We start from the raw sequence: 19,610 nt of genomic DNA, 5'->3' as shown, positions 1-19,610 counted from the left end.
ATCTAACAAGTAAATAACTGGCAGGTGAATGGGATTGGTTCAAAAGAAGCAGAAAGACAGTGGAGAGCAAGTGACAAAAGATGAGCAGGTTAATCCTGAGCAGGTTCAGAAAGTGAAGAAAGAAAAAGTAGGTAAAAGTAAAATTACAGGGAATGGGAAAAAATTACTTAAGCTTGATCGTAGTAAACTGAAGCTGGGCTGGATCAAGACCGATTGGGTAAAGAAACAATTCAAAAACCGGGATTGGAAAAACCTTGGGGGAGCTTCTTTTAAACAAATTAGGAAGGCAAATCCGGTAAAATCCGTAGGGGTTAAACTGTTCTTGATCTTTTTTGCGGGGATCATGATTTTTGTAGTGAGTTTGGGTCTATTATCCTATTCAAAAGCCAAGGGTACGATAGAGAAAAATGCTTCGCGTGCCAATCAGGAGACCATTGATCAGACCAAACAAAAAATGGACATTATTTTGGAGAGATTTGTGGATACATCCACACAGATTTTCTTTGATCCGGAAATGCAGTCCTTGCTGCAAAAGATGTCAGATAAGAATCTGACTGCGTATGATACATTTGTGAATTCAAGTTCAATCAACAAGCAACTGTCCAATGTTGCATTTACAAATAAATCTATGGAAGCGATTTATTTGGTGCCTACAGACGAAACAAAGTCCGTTATGGGTACGGGCAACAACAGTTCATCCATGGGCGGTATTCGTCAGGAAGCATGGTACACTGAGTTGATTGAGTCGGGCGGTTATCGCTGGCTTCCAACCGAGGTCAAGGAAGATGGCTCAACGCCAACGTTCAAAATTGCACGTTCCATGAAAAACTTGCAGGGGACTACTCAGTCGTATGTTCTGGTTATTGAGCTGAAGCTGGAAGTTTTGGAGGAACAATTGAAATCGCTTGATCTGGGGCCAGGAGCTGTTCTTCAACTGATTGCTCCGGATAATAAAGTGGTCGCATCCTCCATCTCGGATGGTACGGGACAAGATACAGATCTTGCATTTGTCAAAGAGTTGACCGAACCAGCAGGTAGCACGAATACGAAGTATCTTGTAGATGGAAAATCTACGGAAATGCTGGCTGTATACAGCACGATGGATACATCCAATTGGAAACTGGTTGGTATGATACCTACCTCTGTGTTGGTTCAGGATGCAAAAGGCATTCTGACCCTGACCTTGTGGATGGCGCTGGTTGATGCGGGGATTGCAGTATTGATCGGGGTCTGGATGGTGCGTATGTTTGCTCGTCCACTCGGCAAACTGAAAGACTTGATGCAGGAAGGTGCTAAAGGTAATCTTAAAGTTCGAACACCGTACAGCTCCCAAGATGAAATCGGTCAGCTCTCTACCGCCTTTAATCTGATGATGGAGCAGATTACGAAGCTGGTTGAACAAACGAATCGTTCTGCGCAGGAAGTATTGGATACGGCGTCTGAGCTGAGCAGTGCATCCAAGAAAACGGCTGTATCCGCTTCGGAGATTGCCGTAGCCACAGAAGAGATCGCAGGCGGTGCAGGCAGTTTGGCAACCGAAGCGGAACGTGGCAATGAATTAACGGACAATATCTCTCGTCAGATGCAGAGTGTAATCGCTACTAATGAACAGATGGGTGATTCTGCTCGTCATGTAGAGAAGTCCAGTCAGACAGGAACACAACATCTGAATCAGTTGATGACCAAAACTCAGAAGACAGAAGAAATGATTGGTGCACTGGTGAATAAGGTAGATTCGCTGAAAGAGAGTACATCCTCTGTTCTTAAAGTGCTTGAAGTGCTGCAAAATATCACAAAACAGACGAATATTCTTTCCCTGAATGCAACCATTGAAGCAGCACGTGCCGGTGCAGCCGGACGCGGATTCATGGTGGTGGCTGATGAGGTCCGACAGCTCGCGGCTCAATCCAGACAATCCATTGAAATGGTTGGAGAGATCACAGACAAAATCATGACCGAAATGAACGAGACCGTGGATGCTTTGTCTGAAGCCTATCCGTTATTTAAGGAACAGATGGATGCGGTTAAAGATACCAACGTCATCTTTGCTTCTGTGCAGGAACAGATGGGGGCATTTGTGGAGCGTCTGGGCATGGTGACAGGTTCCATTGGAGAATTAAACCAATCTCAAGCTACGTTGTCTGAAGCCATGAGCAATGTTAGCGCTGTAGCTGAAGAATCTTCTGCAACGTCCCAAGAAGTAGCTTCCTTGAGTAGTGAACAGCAAAATATCAGTAATCAGCTGGTAAATCTGTCTGGTAAGCTGGAGAATGTGTCCACGGAACTGAAAGAAACGTTGTCACGCTTTACGGTGTAACAAAAAAATAAAGCATATCCGTGAAATATGCGGATTAATATTGCTAAGGAGCCTGTCCCGTACATGGGACAGGCCTTCTTGCTGTTTACCGGATAATTCCAAGCTGTATTAGCAATAATATGTCAAAACGACAAAGGGTGAGACTGGGATGCATCTCCTTGCGAAACGGCGAATCTATATAGCTTGTATTATGCTAACTCTTGTCTTTGGATTGCTTATATTGCGATTGGGATGGGTCCAGATCGTTCAGGTGAATCAGACGATGCCTGGATTTCACCGAACGGTACGTGAAATGTCCGTATTGCAGCGTGAACGCGGGGTGATGTTAGATCCGGGCCGTGGACAATTTACGGATTACAAAGGTGAGGCATTGACGGGTAAGCTGCAATGGGGCTTGGTTCTTTTCCCACAGGCAGTGCTATCAGGTAAACTACGCAAGCAAGAGGCATTAGAAGGCTCAGAGATGACGCAGTTGGCAGCTATATTACATACCGATCTGGATCAATTGAAGAAGGAATGGAATCGGGAAAATGCACCTCATTTCTGGACAGCAGGTGCAACTCAGCCTGTTCATTTGACAGCTGCTCAGGTGGAGTGTCTGCGTAATCTGCACCTGCAAGGAGCGGGTATCTATCCAATGATGACAAGGTATCTTCAGGGGCATACGGGAATGCAGTGGATGGGTTATCTGGCTGAACAGCCTGAGTCCTCCAGAGCTCTAACTGGGCATCAGGATGAAGTAAAACAGCCATTTGCCATGAAATCAGGGGCAGCTGGACTGGAGAGGACACTAGAACCCCTGTTGAGGGGAATTGGTCCTACGCTTGTATCACGTATGGTCTCGGGTAGTGGGGAGATTATCCCTGAAATTCAGCCGCACGTTATTGCACCGGCCAATGGCCATTATCCTTTACGTGTAGAAACGACTGTGGATGCCAAGTTGCAGCGTGGATTGGAGCAGTTGACAGAAGAAGCTGGCTTACAAGAAGGGGCCGTTGTTGTGTTAGATGCGGCTAACGCAGATGTTCGCGCCATGATTTCAAGTCCATTCTATCAGCCACAACATGTGGACCCCAAACAATCGGCCTGGGGAAATCGTGCAGTACAGGGAGCCGTCCCGGGTTCCATTTTCAAAATTGTCACTGCGGCTGCTGCGCTGGAATACCATGCGGTTTCTCATGGAGAAGAATTTCATTGTGGTGGTGAGTATGGAAAGTATGGTTTGTCCTGCTGGAAAGAGCATGGGCATGGTAACCTGAATCTGGAACAAGGATTTGCGGAGTCTTGCAACGTCGTATTCGCGGAAACGGCGCGCAGGCTTAGCATGGAGCAACTGGAGAACACGGCAGATCGTCTGGGACTGGCGCGACCTGTTGGTTGGGAGGGGAAAAAGATGGCAGGAATGCCCGTCTTGCGACACTTTGATCACGAAGATCACGGGCGTGTGCGAACAGAGGCTGTTTCTTCTGGTGATGAAGGTGCGAAAATACAGACAGCCATCGGTCAGCGAGATGTGCTGGTCACACCGCTGCAAGCCGCCAATCTGATTGTGACACTATTACATGATGGAAAGGTTAGTGCCCCACGTCTCGTTGAGAGAATCCGATATGCGGATGGTGGCATCATGCTGGAGATGCCATTGCATGATTCTCCTTCAGCCGCAGGGCAGATTGCTCCCGCAACTGCGCATAAACTGTTATCCTGGATGAATAAGGTAGTCCGTGAGGGAACAGGAAAATCCCTGCAGCATGCGCAGTGGCAAGTTGCAGGGAAATCAGGTACAGCTCAGGTACAGAAACATGGGGAGAAGCGTAATCATCAATGGTTCATCGGTTATGGACCGATAGAACAACCCAAGTACGCCGTAGCTGTGCTTGTTCAAAATGTCTCTCCAGACAGCCATCATCAGGCGACAGCTCTCTTCAGGAAGGTCATGGACTATTTGGCTGGGTCCTCGTGATCCTTCGCAGGAACAGGCGTATGCATCGCGGACTCGGCAGAATTCGTTGAGGCCGTGCTAACGGGCGGGTCCATAACCAATGGAGAAGATTCAAATTCATCTTTTGGCAGGTGAATCCACTTTTGCAGGTACCCTTGTTGTAATAGTTCTTTCAAAAGGATCAGCAGCACTGGAGATAACACTACACCAGCCAGGCCGAAGATCGAAAGGGAGATTAGCATGAACGAAAGCATCAAGTACGCCGAAGATACACCAATCGAGTTACCCGATATCTTCGGTTCCAACAATTGTCGTGTCAGCATCGTCACTGCCAGAATCACAATCAGGCCGATGGCCAGGCTGCTATTTCCTATAATGAACAAGTAGATAATCCATGGAATGAATACAACAGGAACCCCTAGCAATGGTACCAGATCAAAAACTGCACAGACGACTGCAATGGTAAAGGCGTTAGAGGTTCCCAAAATCAACAAACCTGCATAAATCAATACGAACGTAATGAGCATCATGATCATCTGTGCCTTCAGATACGAACGGATCGTCTTGAACACGTGATTACGCATGAATTCAATAGCTAACTTCAAGGTTTTAGGCGTCTTCGCACGGGCAAACTTGCGCCAGGATTCAATCTCGATACTGAGAAAGAAGGCCAGAATAATCGCAATTCCGAAGTTCGTAATAAATGAAGAGAATGAACTGAGGAAACCTACAATGAATTGCGCTCCGCTCGTTACCCATTTGGAAAGAAAGCCGGTCAGTGTTGCAAAATAATCATTAGCTTTATCCATAATCCCATCAGGGAGAGCGTCTGACTTGTCCTGGATGAATAACACCAGATTGGTAAACTCACGCTGTATCATTTCAATGTATACAGGAAAATTATCTTGAAGATTGGATATCTGTGAGATAATAATCAAGCCCACACCAAAAAAGGCCGCGATAATTATCGCGAGAAATAACAGGACGGATATGGCAGCTCCAAGCGTCTTGGGCAGTCCTTTGCGATGTAGAAATTTGGCTAATGGCTCAATCATCCAGTACACGATAAATGAGAGAAAAACCGGTGCAGCGATTTGATATAATTGGCTAAAACTGTACATGATGACGTACACGGTTAATACGAGTAAAGCGATATCAAAGACAGTTCGCCCGTATTTTTTGTAAAGCGGTAGCATGGACATGGCTCCTTTGCAGGCAGATCATTATAATGTATATATTGTACACGATAGCTATCTTTTTGGGAAAACAGGATTCAAGAAAAGTCTGAACTATGATAAAATTAAAGGCGGTTTATTTTTGATAGTGCCATAGCGCACCGTAATTCAGCAGGAGAAGTGGGGAGCTTGCAACATGACAACGATACTTCAGAGTATTCTACTGTGGTTATTGTATCTTTCATCCTTTTACGCCTTTATTCCAAGTTTGATCAGCAGGATTTTCGGTTTTCGTGTATTTAGACGGGGGAGAAGTGATACACAATTTGCATTAACGTTTGACGATGGGCCAGATCCGAAGTATACGCCGAGATTGCTCGATCTGCTTCGTCAGCATCAAGCAAAAGCAACATTTTTTGTCGTGGGAGAACATGCCGCGAGTCATCCTGAACTCATTCAGCGCATACATGACGAAGGCCACCTTATTGGCATTCATAATTATATTCACAAGACGAACTGGCTCATGCGGCCGCGTACGGTTCGTGACCAGATTCAGCGAACAGGTCAGATTATCCATGAAGTAACCGGTGTGAAAACTTGTTTTTATCGTCCACCATGGGGCATTATGAATCTGTTTGATTTTTTCAGCAAGAAAGAACGAAAGATTGTACTATGGTCTTCCATGTTTGAAGACTGGAGAAGCCGAGTAGGTGTCCAGCGACTGACCGAACGGATGCTGAAGGAGTTAAGAGGCGGAGAGGTCATGCTGCTGCATGATCGAGGAACGACTCTTGGTGCTGATGCACACGCGCCGGAGCAGATGCTTCAGGCGCTGGAAGTCGTATTGCAGGAAGCTGAAAGGCTGGGTCTGCAAAGCGTACGTGTCGACACGTTGATGGGAGGTGTTACAGTGAGCGAATCTCAGAACAAGAATCAACCACAGACAACGTTAAAGCTATGGAAGCGGATCGTTGTTGCCTTATGGCTTGGCTGGGAGAAATTGTTCCACTGGGTATATCATCTGCGGACGGCTTCGCCCGAAGATCCCATGTTACACTTTCGATCTCGTGTATATCACGGAGCACGAATGGAGATGAGCGATGGCCATGTCATCCAAAACGGAGATCCGGTCATTGAATTGCATTTTGACAATCAGAAGTTATTCGAACTTGGAGTGACTTCGCGTTCAAGTATGCATTTGGCTATTCGCATGATTCGTACGATGGAACAGCAATTGCCGGATTTGGCACATATGGTGGCGCTCGATCCTGAGTTACGCTCTGCCAAAGCCATATACGGTGTAAGTATGATAAACAGAGGTCCTGAAAAATTTGGATTTACCATACGAGAATTGCCCCCTGGACCGTTCAGCGCTGCATCCAAAGTATACCTTAAACTGCTCTTAAGTGTGATCCATCCGGCAGGAACCAAACGCTTGAAACAGCGTACAGAACAATTGGTACCCAAGATGATTGCCATGCCGCTGGATATATTGTTGGAACGTTACGGTCAACATACGACACAGGTGGCTGCAACGATAGAAGAATCCAGAGATGAATCGTTGTTAATTGAACAAGAGATATTGCCAGAGCGGAATTAAACGGACTAATTACACCAACCAGCAAAAGAAAAGGGTTGCCCTTCGCCAGATTTGGCAGAAGAGCAACCCTTTATTTATTAGATTGTTTCCAATAGGTCAAGTATGGAATACGTAAATTAGATACTCAGTACGCCACCATTGCTTGCATTGGTAACCAGTTTGGAATAACGAGCCAGGTAACCGGTTTTTACTTTCGGTTCAAAGCCTTTCCAACCTGCGCGACGACGTTCAAACTCTTCGTCACTGATGTGCAATTCGATGATACGGTTGTTCAGATCCAGCTCGATGATGTCTCCTTCTTCAACAAAGGCGATTGGACCACCTTCAGCTGCTTCTGGTGAGATATGTCCGATACTGATTCCGCGGGATGCGCCAGAGAAGCGTCCATCGGTGATCAGACCAACTTTGGCACCAAGCCCCATACCAACGATCTGGGAAGTAGGAGCTAACATCTCAGGCATACCTGGTCCGCCTTTTGGTCCTTCATAACGGATAACAACAACATGTCCTTCTTTTACTTTGCCGTTAGCAATGCCTTCGAGCGCTTGCTCCTGGGAGTCAAAGCAGATAGCAGGACCTTTGTGGTATCCACCAACCGAAGCATCAACCGCACCAACTTTGATGATAGCGCCTTGTGGTGCAAGGTTACCAAACAATACAGCCAGGCCGCCTTTTTCGGAATGCGGGTTATCCAAGTGGTGAATGACATTGGTATCCTGGATTTCTTTTCCTTCAACGTTCTCGCGAATCGTTTTACCAGTAACCGTAATACAATCCCCATGAATCGCGCCTGGTTTCTTGAGCAATTCGTTAAGCACTGCGCTTACGCCGCCTGCATTGTGAACGTCTTCGATGTGAAGATCGGAAGCTGGTGCAAGTTTAGCAAGATGCGGAACGCGGTTAGCTACTTCATTGATGCGTTCGATTGGGTACTCGATGCCCGCTTCATGAGCCAGTGCCAGCGTGTGCAGTACTGTATTCGTAGATCCACCCATCGCCATATCCAGAGCAAACGCGTTATCGATCGCTTCTACAGTAACGATATCACGTGGTTTCAGATCCATTTTGATAAGTTCCATCAGTTGTTTGGCAGATTGTTTAACAAACTCACGACGCTCAGGAGCAACAGCCAGGATGGTTCCGTTACCTGGCATCGCCAGTCCCATCGCTTCAGCCAGACAGTTCATGGAGTTTGCTGTGAACATACCGGAGCATGATCCACAAGTTGGACAACCGAACTGTTCAAGTTCAAGCAAGCTCTTATCATCGATTTTACCTGCTTGGTAAGCACCTACGCCTTCAAATACGGAAGTCAGGGAAAGAGCTTTACCATTGCTGTCGCGACCGGCTTTCATCGGTCCACCGCTGACAAACACGGTAGGGATATTACAGCGGAGTGCACCCATCATCATGCCGGGTGTGATTTTATCGCAGTTCGGGATACATACCATGCCGTCGAACCAGTGAGCAGATACAACGGTTTCCACGGAGTCCGCGATAATGTCACGGCTTGGCAGCGAGTAACGCATACCAATGTGTCCCATGGCAATTCCGTCATCTACCCCGATGGTGTTAAATTCGAATGGAACGCCACCGGCTTCACGAATAGCATCCTTTACAATTTTACCGAATTCCTGAAGGTGGACGTGGCCGGGCACGATATCGATGTAAGAGTTACATACGGCAATAAATGGCTTGCCGAAATCCTCTTCTTTAACGCCCGCTGCGCGGAGCAAACTCCGGTGCGGTGCACGGTCAAAACCTTTTTTGATCATATCGGAACGCATCTTCTTGGCTGACATGGTGTGTTTCCCCCCAAATATATAATATTGAGCAACATGAATGGAAAAGTAAATGGCAGTGCATCTGTCGTTTAATTTCATCCGTACTCTAAAAAAAAGATCGGTTTGCCGGTGTCGAGCTCCCCGTAGTTTGTGAAATTCTTTGCTGCTTTAAACCCGTGAACACCCGGTTTTTCTATTGAGTCTATCACAACCATCGTCATATTTCTACAATCAATAGAAAGAAGCCTCAAACCATTTTCATGGAATCAGACTTCTTGATTTGCGGGAAAACTATGATCATGTTTCGATGTGGGAGCGGAAATCATTAGTTGCTTCCGCCTTTGCGTCCAATCTCACGATAGAATTCCTTATTATGGGTTTCGGAGGTTGCTTCGCCGCCCTTGCGGCCAATCTGCTTGTAAAAGTCAGTGTCATGGGCATCTGAAGTCGCTTCTCCACCTTTTTTTCCAATCATCTGATAGAAGCTTCGATCATGGTTCTTGGAGGTGGCTCTCCCACCTAATCTTCCGGCTTCCTCACGGCTCATCTTGCGTTCTGACGTCGGTTGACGTGCCATTACAAATCACTCCTTACAACAATAAGTTGTTTTTTGTAGCGCGTATCCCTAAATTACCACATCATTTCCAGCCTGAAACAACCAACCAGGTTAGAATCGATGGCGAAGAGAATCCGTCAGAGGATTAGGCCGACCGTTTAAACACCTCATGTCGATTGAAAGAAAAGCGGGATATATCCGGTTCGATCAAGGGTTTGAACGTGTGGCGAACAGCCGGCAGAGCCAATGTGACTGCGAAGAGTAAGGCGATGACAAGTATGACTGGAATATACGCCGAGCTTCCCATATAACTGTAGACTCCAGACCAGATTGCGAGACGAACGAGAAAACCATGCAGCAGGAATACATAGAGTGTGCGTTTTCCAAGGTCCGTCAGTCTGGAAGTCAAGGAGGGTACCCAGGCCAAGAATAGTGCTGCCGATCCGATTTCCAGCAAATAGATGCCAAGTCGGAAGATGCCGGCATACCATTCGTGATGGCCCAATTCGGCGTAAGTCATGCTGCCGAGTAACCATCCCGATGTAATATTTAAACCGCCATACCCGATCCATACCAACAATGCAGCGGAGAGGACGGCTGCGGTTCTTCGCCCCCAACCGGATAATAAACGAGAACGGATGGATGCCCCATAGTCATAACCGATGACAAAGAACGGCAGGAACACAAACGTACGGCTGAAGCTGAGCCAGAATCCGTCGATGGGCAAATACCCGGCAATGACACCGAGCGCAATCGATCCAATCAGCCGATATATCGGTTTCCATGAAATCGTCAGACGAAGCAACAGTCGCCAACAGAAATGACTCGCGAGAAACCATAACAGCAAGTATGGTGCAAAGAAGGATAGTCGCATATGGGGTGTGTGGAACACAGTAAAGTCCATTAATGCGTATAAGGACTGAAATAGCACATACTGCAAGGCAATCTGTTTCAGGACGTTTCGCCCCGAGGCCCCTTGAAGTGAGTGTGTCGCAAAATACCCGGTCACCCATACAAAGAGTGGCATGTGAAACGTATATATCCACAAGAACAGAGCTTCTGCTCCTGCAAAGCGTGTGATGAGTGGTTCCAGTGCATTACCGGCAAGGACACAGACGATAAGCATAAAGCGCAGATTGTAAAAGAAAGATTCCTGATCATCCTGGATCAGTGTCTGATTTTTCATGGTGTAGCCCCCTTATAGACCCTAGCTGCAAGGTCATTTGCATCTGTAATAAGGGTAATACGGATGTACATTATCTATTGTGATTTAATTCACATTAGTAAGCGTTATCTTTTCTCAAAGCTGTGACAACAAAATGAACGCTCCGGGATTGACAACGGTTGCATAGAGGATGACAATAGTAACAGAAGATGAGGAAATGTAACGATAAGGAGGGAAGAAATCATGTCAACGAGTCCCAATCCAAGCCCGGAAATTATTACGTTTGGGGAAAGTATGGGTTTGCTGACTGCCAAAGATACAAGAGGGCTGGAATATGCAGCCACACTGGACAAGTCGTTTGGGGGTGCCGAGAGCAATCTGGCTATTGGTGTATCCCGGCTCGGGCATACCAGTGGCTGGTTTGGACGTTTGGGCAATGATCCGATCGGCAACATGATTCTGAAAGCCATTCGCGGTGAAGGTGTAGATGTATCACGTGCAAGGTTAAGTGATCACGAGCCCACTGGTTTGATGATTCGTGAGAACGCTTCCGGGAAAGCCTCGGTACATTATTATAGGAAGCTATCGGCAGCAAGTGCGATTACACCAGATGATCTGGATCCCGCATATATTGCCGGAGCTAAAATATTGCACGTTACAGGTATTACAGCCGCCATTAGTTCGTCTGGACTTGAAACGGTAGAAGCTGCCATACATATTGCCAAACAGGCAGGTGTGAAAGTAAGCTTTGATCCAAATCTGCGTCTCAAACTGTGGTCAGCGGATGAGGCCCGTCCGGTTTTACTGCGTCTGGCTGAACTGGCGGACTACTTTTTACCGGGTCTGGATGAGATGAAACTTCTATACAACGAAGAAAATGATCAAAAAGTACTTGAGCGTTTATCTGCCATGAATGCTGTGTGCATCGTGAAGGGTGGCCCTGATTTGACCTACGTATTGGCGAATGGTACCCTAACGGAAGTTCCGTACTTTAAGGCGGATCATGTTCTGGATACGGTAGGAGCAGGAGACGGATTCTGCGCGGGATTTTTATCAGGTCTATTAAAAGGATACTCCCCGCAGGAAGCAACTCGTCTCGGCAATTTGACCGGTTCCATGGTTATACAGGCTGTTGGCGATTGGGAGGCGCTCCCGACGTGGGGGCAGGTCGAGGCCAAGCTGAACAACGTTGCCCATGTTGAGCGCTAGTCGCTGCTGAAATCATATATGGCTCATCTTCGTTCTTCAAATGTAAGGCTTGTATACACAACCACCACATTGACAAGGGAGAGAATGAAATGAAGAAGCTTCAGCTGTTGCAAAAGATTACGGACAATGGGGTTGTGGCAGTTCTGCGTGCAGATTCTGCGGATCAGGTCATTGCCATGGCCGAGCAAGCGATTGCGGGTGGCATTAAAGTTATCGAGATTACGATGACCGTACCCAGTGCACTCAAAGCCATTGAAAAATTAAGCCGTGTATACCATTGGAACACACAAGATCCAGAGAAGTTCGCGATTATTGGTGCGGGAACGGTGCTAGAACCGCAAACGGCAAGAGCGGCCATCATGTCGGGTGCCGAGTTTGTCGTCGGTCCTTCCCTAAATCCGGATACCGTTCAGATCTGCAACCTGTATCGAATTCCGATCCTGCCTGGTGTGATGACGATTGCTGATGTTCAACGCGCCTTGGAACTTGGTGTGGACATTGTGAAGTTGTTCCCGGGTAATCTGTACGATCCTTCGATTATCAAAACGATGAAAGGTCCTATGCCGCAGGCGAATTTTATGCCAACTGGCGGAGTATCCTTATCTAATCTGGGGGATTGGATCAAGGGTGGAGCAGTGGCTGTAGGGATCGGCTCCGACTTGACATCGGAAGCTGTGAAGACGGGTGACCTGAGTCATGTCCGTCGCAAAGCAGAACAATATATGGATGCTTACCGCAAGGCCAAGGCTGAATAATATTTTTTCAATCCGGAGAGGGGAGCCTGATTAACGAAGGCTCCCAATTCTGTGAGCCGCGGCACCTGCGGAAGTGAAGAAAGGTGATTAACGTTGAGAAATCGGTATAATACAGGGCGCAAGAAGAGGGGCATCGGGAAATTCCTGCTCGTACTTCTGGCGCTCATTGTTATTGGATGTGGATTTGTTGCGTGGAAATTATTCACACCATACGGTCCACAGGAAACAGCTCAAACGGCCATGGAAACAGTCAATCAGGTGACGGTGAGCGAACAAGAGAACTGGATTGATTTTGCGCCAGACAAACCGGCGGGTAAGAGTGTTCTTTTCTACCCCGGCGGACTGGTAAAACCGGAAAGTTATGCACCACTTGCCCATGAGCTGGCTGCTGCCGGTCATCACACGATTATTGCCAAGATGCCAGTTAACCTGGCAGTGCTCAAGCCAAACCTGGCAGATGAGATTCTGGCCGCATATCCAGATGAACAATTCGTTATGGGTGGACATTCTCTTGGTGGGTCCATGGCTGCACGTTATGTGGCGTCGCATCCTGATGCACTACAGGGCATCTTCTTCTTGGCATCCTATCCGGATGAAAAAGGAAGTCTGTTGACATTGGGTCTACCTGCCTTATCCATTCTGGGTACCAAAGATGAGGTTGTGAATATGACCAAGTATCAGAGTGGACGTATGTATTTGCCCGCGGAGACGGTGTACTACACCATTGAAGGTGGTAACCACGCCCAGTTTGGTGATTATGGTCATCAAAAAGGGGATGGCGAGCCGGAAGTGAGTGGAGAAGAACAGCTGAATCAGACCGTCAAGACAGTCCTGGGTTGGTTAAGTACCATTAAGTGATCTAGATTAATCTGTCTGCATTGAGGACTGTATGCATTTATAGCATAACTTGATGGAGGTGATACGGGTGGCCATGCTTCAAGTGAATGGAGCGCAGATCCCATGTAAAGGTATCCTGTTCGATAAAGATGGAACACTGCTAGAATTCCTCCAGTTATGGGGGCCGTGGGCAGAGACGTTACTGAATCAGTTACAATCACGTATGAACGAACTTGGTGCTTCATTTACGGTTGAACTGGAGCACGTTCTGGGCACCACCCATAATGCAGAGGGGCATATTGTCGGTTATGATCCGCAAGGTCCCCTCGCGATTGCAACTGTGGATGAGTGCACGGGATTGCTTGCCGGGCAGCTATATGCAGCAGGCATGCCATGGAATGAAGCGATCACAACGATACGACAATTCTCAAGTGTAGCCATGAGATCGGTACGAGAGCGCAAATCGGCTGAACCGATGCCAGGATTACTGGATTTCTTGCAGAGTTGCCAGGCAGCGGACATACCTCTGGCGGTTGTCACTTCAGACAGTACAGTTGCAGCAGAGACACATCTGGATTGGATGGGAATCCGTTCATTTTTTACATCCATTGTAGGCTGTGATCGGGTGACCCAGGGCAAACCGGATGGAGAAGCAGCACTTTTGGCTTGCCGGGAATTACATATCGATCCTGCGATGGCCGTTGTCATTGGAGACAGTAATGGGGATATGCAGATGGGACGGCATGCAGAGGTATCCTATACGCTGGGTTACTGTCCGCAGTTAGATCAAGGATCACACCTGGTTGATGCCCATGCCATTATTCGCCATTATCATGAGATAAGTGTGATTATATAAGTCACTCTGGCCAGATTGAACTATATAAATTGAACAACTAATCATTTACACAAAACGGAGAGGACAGATAGAATCTGAAGAAGCGAAGCGTTAGCCTAAAAGCTTTCTAAAAGAAAGCTAATCGGAAGGTTGTTCTGTCATCGGAGTGGTCAGTGTAAATATTCTTTAGTTCAATTTATATTGTATATAAAAGGAGGAGAGAGGATGAACGCAACAGAACAACTGGCTGCCTGGATTCAGGAAAGCTCCCGTATTGTTTTTTTCGGAGGGGCCGGGACTTCAACGGAAAGCGGGATTCCCGACTTCCGTTCGGCTGCGGGTCTGTATCAGACGGAACAGCATTCCCCTTATCCACCGGAAGAGTTGTTAAGCCGGCATTTTTTTGATCAGCATGCCGATATTTTTTATGATTTTTATCGAGGCAAAATGCTTCATCCAGATGCGGAGCCTAATGGGTGCCATCGACTGTTAGCCCGTCTGGAGCAGGAGGGAAAACTTGAGGCAGTGATCACGCAAAATATCGATGGATTGCATCAGAAGGCAGGCAGCAGCAATGTCCTGGAGCTACACGGCTCAATTCATCGTAATGCCTGTATGGATTGCAAGCAGTTTTATGCACTGAATGATATTATACAATCCCAAGATATCGTACCTCGCTGTACCGCATGCGGTGGTGTGATCAAGCCGGATGTGGTGCTGTACGAGGAGGAGCTGGATCAGACAACATTGTATCGCTCTATTGATGCATTGTCTTCCGCAGACCTGTTACTCGTGGGCGGCACGTCACTGACGGTATATCCAGCAGCCCAGTTAATTACGTATTTTCAGGGAAAACATACCGTTCTGCTCAATGCTACACCTACCGCTTACGACAGCAGGGCGGATTTGCTGATTACAGAGCCGATTGGTGAGGTAATGAATGATGTGGACCAGCTTCTTGGTTAAACGTATGGACTGAATAACCGCATTCTCCGGTGTTGACCGGATCAGGAGGCGGAACCTGGGGAAAGAAGGGATTCATGATGGTCTACGTAGCAAGCGATACTCGCTATGAAACGATGAAATACAACCGCGTTGGACGTTCAGGTTTGAAACTGCCAGCGATTTCACTGGGGCTATGGCATAATTTTGGCGGTATCAATAACGCTGAGAATGGACGAAATATGATCACCCGATCATTTGATCTGGGTATTACCCATTTTGACCTTGCCAACAATTATGGTCCACCGGCAGGTTCGGCAGAACAGTTGTTTGGACAGGTGCTTGCCCAGGATCTGAAACCTTATCGGGATGAACTTGTGATCTCCACCAAAGCAGGATATTATATGTGGCCCGGCCCGTATGGCGAGTGGGGCTCACGCAAAAACCTGGTATCCAGTCTGAATCAGAGCTTGAAGCGTATGGGCCTGGATTACGTGGATATTTTCTATTCCCACCGTTATGATCCCGAAACGCCTTTGGAAGAAACGATGATGGCACTGGATCATATTGTTCGCTCGGGCAAAGCCCTCTATGTAGGAATCTCCAACTATCCCGCAGACCAGACGAGAGAGGCCGCTGAGATTCTCAAAAGTTTGGGTACGCCGCTGTTGATCCATCAACCGAAGTATTCGATGCTGGATCGCTGGATTGAAGATGGTTTGCAGGACGTGCTGGATGAATATGGAACAGGCAGTATTGCCTTCTGTCCTCTGGCACAAGGTGTACTCACGAACAAATACTTGAACGGTATCCCGGAAGACTCACGTGCCAAAGGACCGTCGGTATTCCTGAATGAGAGCAACATCTCTCCGGAGACGCTCCGCAAAGTGCGTGCGCTCAACCAGATTGCAGCAGCCCGTGGTCAGAGCTTGGCCCAATTTGCACTTTCTTGGGTTCTGCGTAACGGCAGGGTAACTTCTGCGCTGATTGGCGCAAGCCGTCCTTCCCAGATTGAAGAGAATGTGGCTGCACTCAGCCAACTGGATTTCTCTACAGAGGAATTGGAACGGATTGAGTCCATTCTGTCACCCAAGTCTGATGACAAATAATTAACGTGCAAAAGGTGCATCTTAGCCATAATGGCGGAATGCACCTTTTTTGTCGTATATGATTCTTGGTCCATTATGTTGATCACCGTTTGTTAGGTTGAGCATTCTTCTGTAACCCCTGATGTCGTGGACGCGAGAGGATTTTCTCTCGATACAAGCTGGGCGCTTCACCGTGGAATCGTTTGAACTGTTTGGAGAAATACAGCGCGTCTGGCAGTCCGACCGATGCAGATACCTGTTCGATGGACAGATCCGGGCGTTCTCTTAGGAGTTGGCGCGACTTGTCGATCCGCAGTTTTAGCAGATAAGTGACTGGCGAAAGTCCGGTTTCCTGTTTGAAAATACGGGAAAGATACGCACGATTATACCCGAGACTCGCAGACATTTGTTCAATGGAGACCGGATAAGCATATTGGGTGGCCATATATTGAATCATCTGTTTAACCGTACGTCGGATGGATGACTCACCTGGAATTAAGGTTTGACCCTGCGAAAGGTGATTCTGTGCTTCGGCTAGAATCATATATAACGTACCCAGTGATGTGAAATGGGAGCTTTCTTTGCGCTCGGCAAAAGCATCCTGCATCACGGATAACCAATCGGATATTCCACAGGAAGGTCCGGCATGAAAAACGGACTTCTCCGGGCGAAACCCTGCTTCCTCGGCATGCTGGGCAGCCTGGCTGCCGGTAAAGGCGATCCAGCGGTATTGCCATGGGTTACGGGCATGTGACTGGTAGCTCACCAGCTGCCCGGGGTGAATGAGGAAACAATCACCTGCGGATAATTCGTAGGTGTGCAGTTCGGTACGGAACGTACCCGCCCCTTTTTCTACATAATGCAGCAGATAATAATCAAACAATTTAGGGCCGAGGGCGTGACCCGGAAGGGTCTGACTTGCTCCGGCAAACAGGACATGCAGTGCGCCTTGCTCATAATAGACTGGATTGGAGGCGACCGAATAACTGAGTGCTCCACTTTTACCGGAAGGTGATTCCTGTATTTTTTCTATTGAAGATGCAAGCGGGTCTTTCTTGGCGTTGGATTGATCTGCCATAGTTGTTTCCTTCTTTCCGGGATGCTCTGATCATTATACGCCTAAAGGTCACATTTATCCATATGAAACACACATGGTTGCATTACATGAGGCACCGCTTTCTTATATAATAACATTAAGAAAACCACAACAACGAGGCGAGGTGCAGAAGCAGTGAACGTAACTGAATTGAAACAAAAGTTTATTGAGAAGTACGGAGAGAGTGGAGCGGACATCCGTGTATTTCATGCCCCTGGTCGTGTGAATCTGATCGGTGAGCACATTGACTATAATGGTGGATACGTGCTTCCGGCAGCACTTGAATTTGGAACAACATTAATAATCCGTGAGCGTCAGGACAACAAGTTGCAACTGGCTTCCACGAACATGTCTTATGAAGGAGCACTGGATACTTCCACTATTGGTAAGGAGAAAACGGGTGAATGGACCGACTATCCTGTTGGTGTCATGGTTGAATTGCAAGGCAAAGGTGTGAATGTAACGAAAGGGTACGACTTCCTGTACCACGGGGAGATTCCGAACGGGGCAGGACTTTCATCATCTGCATCTCTGGAGGTACTTACCGGATTCGCGATTCAGTCTCTGGAGGGCGTGTCGGATATTGATACGGTTCAACTGGCACTTCTGTCCCAGAAAGCGGAAAATGAGTTCGTAGGCGTCAACTGTGGAATCATGGATCAGTTCGCTGTTGCAAACGGTGCGCAGGATCACGCGATTCTGCTGATGTGTGACACACTGGAGTACGAAAAGGTTCCTTTCCGTACAGGCTCTTACAAATTGGTCATCGGGAACACAAACAAACGCCGCGGGCTGGTGGATTCGGCGTACAATGAACGTCGCTCCCAATGCGAGCAGGCACTTGCCATCTTGAAGGAACAGCTGCCTGCACTGAATTACCTGGCTCAATTGACGCCAGAGCAGTTCGTAACACTACAGGATCAGATCAAGGATGAGAAAGTTAGACAGCGTGCACAACATGTTGTGGAAGAGAACGCGCGTGTGCTCGCTTCAGTCGAAGCATTGCAGCGTAATGATCTGGAAACCTTCGGCCAATTGATGAACGCTTCTCATGAATCGCTTCGCGACTTGTACGAAGTAAGCTGTGATGAGCTGGATGTTATGGTGGAAGAAGCTCAGCGTATTCCTGGCACACTTGGTGCCCGAATGACTGGCGCAGGATTTGGCGGTTGCACCGTATCGCTGGTGCATGAAAATGATGTCGAGCGTTTTGTAAGCGAAGTGGGCGCTGCATATGAAGCACGTACCACTCTCAAAGGTGATTTTTATGTATGCGGCGTAGGTGACGGTGTTAAAGAATTGAAGGAGGCGAAGTAAAATGGCAATTTTGGTGACAGGTGGAGCAGGGTATATTGGATCTCATACGGTAGCGGCTTTGTTGGAACGTGGAGAAGAGGTTGTTGTACTGGATAACTTGCAGACAGGGCATCGTGAGGCGCTGCTGGGCGGTAAATTGTATGAAGGAGATCTTCGTGACAAAGAAATTCTGGCGAAGCTATTCGCTGAAAATTCAATTGATGCGGTTATTCACTTCGCAGCCAACTCACTCGTAGGCGAAAGTATGAAAGACCCGGTTAAATATTATGACAACAACGTGTTTGGTACACTGTGTCTGTTGGAAGCGATGAATGCAGCAAATGTACGTCGCATCGTCTTCTCTTCCACGGCAGCGACCTACGGTGAGCCTGAGAAAGTGCCAATCGAAGAAAGCGATCGTACAGAGCCGACCAACGTATATGGTGAAACGAAACTGATGATGGAACGCATGATGTCATGGTTCGATAAAGTTCAGGATATCAAGTACGTTTCCCTGCGTTACTTCAATGCAGCCGGTGCGCATGAGAGCGGCAAAATTGGTGAAGATCACCAGCCAGAGAGTCACCTGATCCCCCTCGTACTGCAAACGGCTTTGAAACAACGCTCGCATATCGCAGTATTTGGTGACGACTATGCAACCGAAGATGGAACATGTATCCGTGACTACATCCACGTGAGCGACTTGGCTGATGCACATCTGCGTGCAGTGGATTACCTGCGTAAAGGTGAGAACAGTAACGTGTTTAACCTGGGTAACGGCACAGGATTCTCGGTAAAACAAGTGATCGAAACAGCTAAAAAAGTGACTGGCCTCGATATCCCGGTTGTACAGGAACCACGTCGTGCGGGTGACCCGGCAGTGCTAGTAGCTTCATCTGCAAAAGCGAGATCTGTTCTGGGCTGGAATCCAAAATGGACCAATCTGGAAGATGTCATTCAAAGCGCTTGGAGCTGGCACCAATCACGTCCTGACGGCTACGGAAAAAACTAGGAGG

At 47.6% G+C, this 19,610-nt stretch carries 15 protein-coding genes and 1 pseudogene; 11 read left to right on the top strand and 5 right to left on the bottom strand.

From position 1 onward, the window contains the following. Positions 1–28: 28 nt before the first annotated feature. Positions 29–2,317, top strand: a complete 2,289-nt coding sequence (locus NLBNIHML_RS10380; RefSeq protein WP_445252917.1) for a methyl-accepting chemotaxis protein — start codon at positions 29–31, stop codon at positions 2,315–2,317. 220 nt (positions 2,318–2,537) lie between these two features. Then, positions 2,538–4,277: a peptidoglycan D,D-transpeptidase FtsI family protein gene (locus NLBNIHML_RS10375; RefSeq protein WP_494354334.1), complete on the top strand. Its 1,740-nt coding sequence runs from the start codon at positions 2,538–2,540 to the stop codon at positions 4,275–4,277. Here NLBNIHML_RS10375 and NLBNIHML_RS10370 read toward each other — a convergent pair. Next, the gene (locus NLBNIHML_RS10370; protein WP_494354333.1) at positions 4,256–5,452 is read right to left on the bottom strand and encodes an AI-2E family transporter; all 1,197 of its coding nucleotides are present in this window, start codon (positions 5,450–5,452) and stop codon (positions 4,256–4,258) included. The genes NLBNIHML_RS10375 and NLBNIHML_RS10370 overlap by 22 nt on opposite strands. Positions 5,453–5,627: 175 nt before the next feature. Here NLBNIHML_RS10370 and NLBNIHML_RS10365 point away from each other — a divergent pair, with 175 nt between their 5' ends. Next, positions 5,628–7,031 (top strand): polysaccharide deacetylase family protein, encoded by a 1,404-nt coding sequence (locus NLBNIHML_RS10365; protein ID WP_494354332.1) that lies wholly within the window; start codon positions 5,628–5,630, stop codon positions 7,029–7,031. 116 nt (positions 7,032–7,147) lie between these two features. Here the strand turns inward: NLBNIHML_RS10365 and ilvD are convergent, their stop codons facing one another. The 3 genes and pseudogenes from ilvD to NLBNIHML_RS10350 form a co-directional block, all read right to left on the bottom strand. Further along, positions 7,148–8,833, bottom strand: coding sequence for a dihydroxy-acid dehydratase (ilvD, locus tag NLBNIHML_RS10360; protein WP_074096200.1), 1,686 nt, complete (start codon positions 8,831–8,833; stop codon positions 7,148–7,150). A 316-nt stretch (positions 8,834–9,149) separates the two neighbouring features. Next, positions 9,150–9,392: pseudogene (locus NLBNIHML_RS10355) on the bottom strand (KGG domain-containing protein); the annotation flags it as partial. Between the two features lie 124 nt (positions 9,393–9,516). After that, positions 9,517–10,557, bottom strand: coding sequence for an acyltransferase family protein (locus tag NLBNIHML_RS10350; protein WP_339256963.1), 1,041 nt, complete (start codon positions 10,555–10,557; stop codon positions 9,517–9,519). A gap of 222 nt (positions 10,558–10,779) precedes the next feature. Between NLBNIHML_RS10350 and NLBNIHML_RS10345 the strand changes: the two genes are divergently transcribed. From NLBNIHML_RS10345 to mgrA, 6 genes are all read left to right on the top strand, one after another. Next, positions 10,780–11,745 (top strand): sugar kinase, encoded by a 966-nt coding sequence (locus NLBNIHML_RS10345; RefSeq protein ID WP_339256961.1) that lies wholly within the window; start codon positions 10,780–10,782, stop codon positions 11,743–11,745. A gap of 89 nt (positions 11,746–11,834) precedes the next feature. Next, entirely contained in the window at positions 11,835–12,500 is a 666-nt protein-coding gene (locus NLBNIHML_RS10340; RefSeq protein ID WP_017686833.1) for a bifunctional 2-keto-4-hydroxyglutarate aldolase/2-keto-3-deoxy-6-phosphogluconate aldolase, read from the top strand. A 93-nt stretch (positions 12,501–12,593) separates the two neighbouring features. Further along, entirely contained in the window at positions 12,594–13,358 is a 765-nt protein-coding gene (locus NLBNIHML_RS10335; protein WP_494354331.1) for an alpha/beta fold hydrolase, read from the top strand. Positions 13,359–13,425: 67 nt separating this feature from the next. Then, positions 13,426–14,193: an HAD family hydrolase gene (locus tag NLBNIHML_RS10330; RefSeq protein WP_494354330.1), complete on the top strand. Its 768-nt coding sequence runs from the start codon at positions 13,426–13,428 to the stop codon at positions 14,191–14,193. Positions 14,194–14,397: 204 nt separating this feature from the next. Then, the gene (locus NLBNIHML_RS10325) at positions 14,398–15,138 is read left to right on the top strand and encodes an NAD-dependent protein deacylase (protein WP_339306088.1); all 741 of its coding nucleotides are present in this window, start codon (positions 14,398–14,400) and stop codon (positions 15,136–15,138) included. A gap of 77 nt (positions 15,139–15,215) precedes the next feature. After that, entirely contained in the window at positions 15,216–16,223 is a 1,008-nt protein-coding gene (gene mgrA / locus NLBNIHML_RS10320) for an L-glyceraldehyde 3-phosphate reductase (protein WP_339243184.1), read from the top strand. An 82-nt stretch (positions 16,224–16,305) separates the two neighbouring features. On the opposite strand, the gene NLBNIHML_RS10315 is transcribed toward mgrA, so the two are convergent. Beyond that, complete coding sequence (locus tag NLBNIHML_RS10315) at positions 16,306–17,280, bottom strand: AraC family transcriptional regulator (protein ID WP_494354329.1); 975 nt, start codon at positions 17,278–17,280, stop codon at positions 16,306–16,308. Between the two features lie 153 nt (positions 17,281–17,433). Between NLBNIHML_RS10315 and NLBNIHML_RS10310 the strand changes: the two genes are divergently transcribed. After that, positions 17,434–18,615, top strand: a complete 1,182-nt coding sequence (locus tag NLBNIHML_RS10310; RefSeq protein ID WP_253440133.1) for a galactokinase — start codon at positions 17,434–17,436, stop codon at positions 18,613–18,615. 1 nt (position 18,616) lies between these two features. Beyond that, positions 18,617–19,606 (top strand): UDP-glucose 4-epimerase GalE, encoded by a 990-nt coding sequence (gene galE, locus NLBNIHML_RS10305; RefSeq protein ID WP_091020409.1) that lies wholly within the window; start codon positions 18,617–18,619, stop codon positions 19,604–19,606. The last annotated feature ends 4 nt before the right edge of the window (positions 19,607–19,610 follow it).

It is taken from the genome of Paenibacillus sp. JNU01 (genome assembly GCF_059130585.1).
The sequence above is the reverse complement of the archived record's forward strand: the minus strand, read 5'-3'. Positions and strand labels throughout refer to the sequence as shown.

What these genes read in the sequence shown, in the direction of transcription:
- ilvD (WP_074096200.1), bottom strand. Translation starts at nt 8,833, where the DNA reads ATGTCAGCCAAGAAGATGCGTTCCGATATGATCAAAAAAGGTTTTGAC.
- NLBNIHML_RS10325 (WP_339306088.1), top strand. Translation starts at nt 14,398, where the DNA reads ATGAACGCAACAGAACAACTGGCTGCCTGGATTCAGGAAAGCTCCCGT.
- NLBNIHML_RS10345 (WP_339256961.1), top strand. Translation starts at nt 10,780, where the DNA reads ATGTCAACGAGTCCCAATCCAAGCCCGGAAATTATTACGTTTGGGGAA.
- NLBNIHML_RS10340 (WP_017686833.1), top strand. Translation starts at nt 11,835, where the DNA reads ATGAAGAAGCTTCAGCTGTTGCAAAAGATTACGGACAATGGGGTTGTG.
- NLBNIHML_RS10380 (WP_445252917.1), top strand. Translation starts at nt 29, where the DNA reads ATGGGATTGGTTCAAAAGAAGCAGAAAGACAGTGGAGAGCAAGTGACA.
- galE (WP_091020409.1), top strand. Translation starts at nt 18,617, where the DNA reads ATGGCAATTTTGGTGACAGGTGGAGCAGGGTATATTGGATCTCATACG.
- NLBNIHML_RS10370 (WP_494354333.1), bottom strand. Translation starts at nt 5,452, where the DNA reads ATGCTACCGCTTTACAAAAAATACGGGCGAACTGTCTTTGATATCGCT.
- NLBNIHML_RS10350 (WP_339256963.1), bottom strand. Translation starts at nt 10,557, where the DNA reads ATGAAAAATCAGACACTGATCCAGGATGATCAGGAATCTTTCTTTTAC.
- mgrA (WP_339243184.1), top strand. Translation starts at nt 15,216, where the DNA reads ATGGTCTACGTAGCAAGCGATACTCGCTATGAAACGATGAAATACAAC.
- NLBNIHML_RS10315 (WP_494354329.1), bottom strand. Translation starts at nt 17,280, where the DNA reads ATGGCAGATCAATCCAACGCCAAGAAAGACCCGCTTGCATCTTCAATA.
- NLBNIHML_RS10365 (WP_494354332.1), top strand. Translation starts at nt 5,628, where the DNA reads ATGACAACGATACTTCAGAGTATTCTACTGTGGTTATTGTATCTTTCA.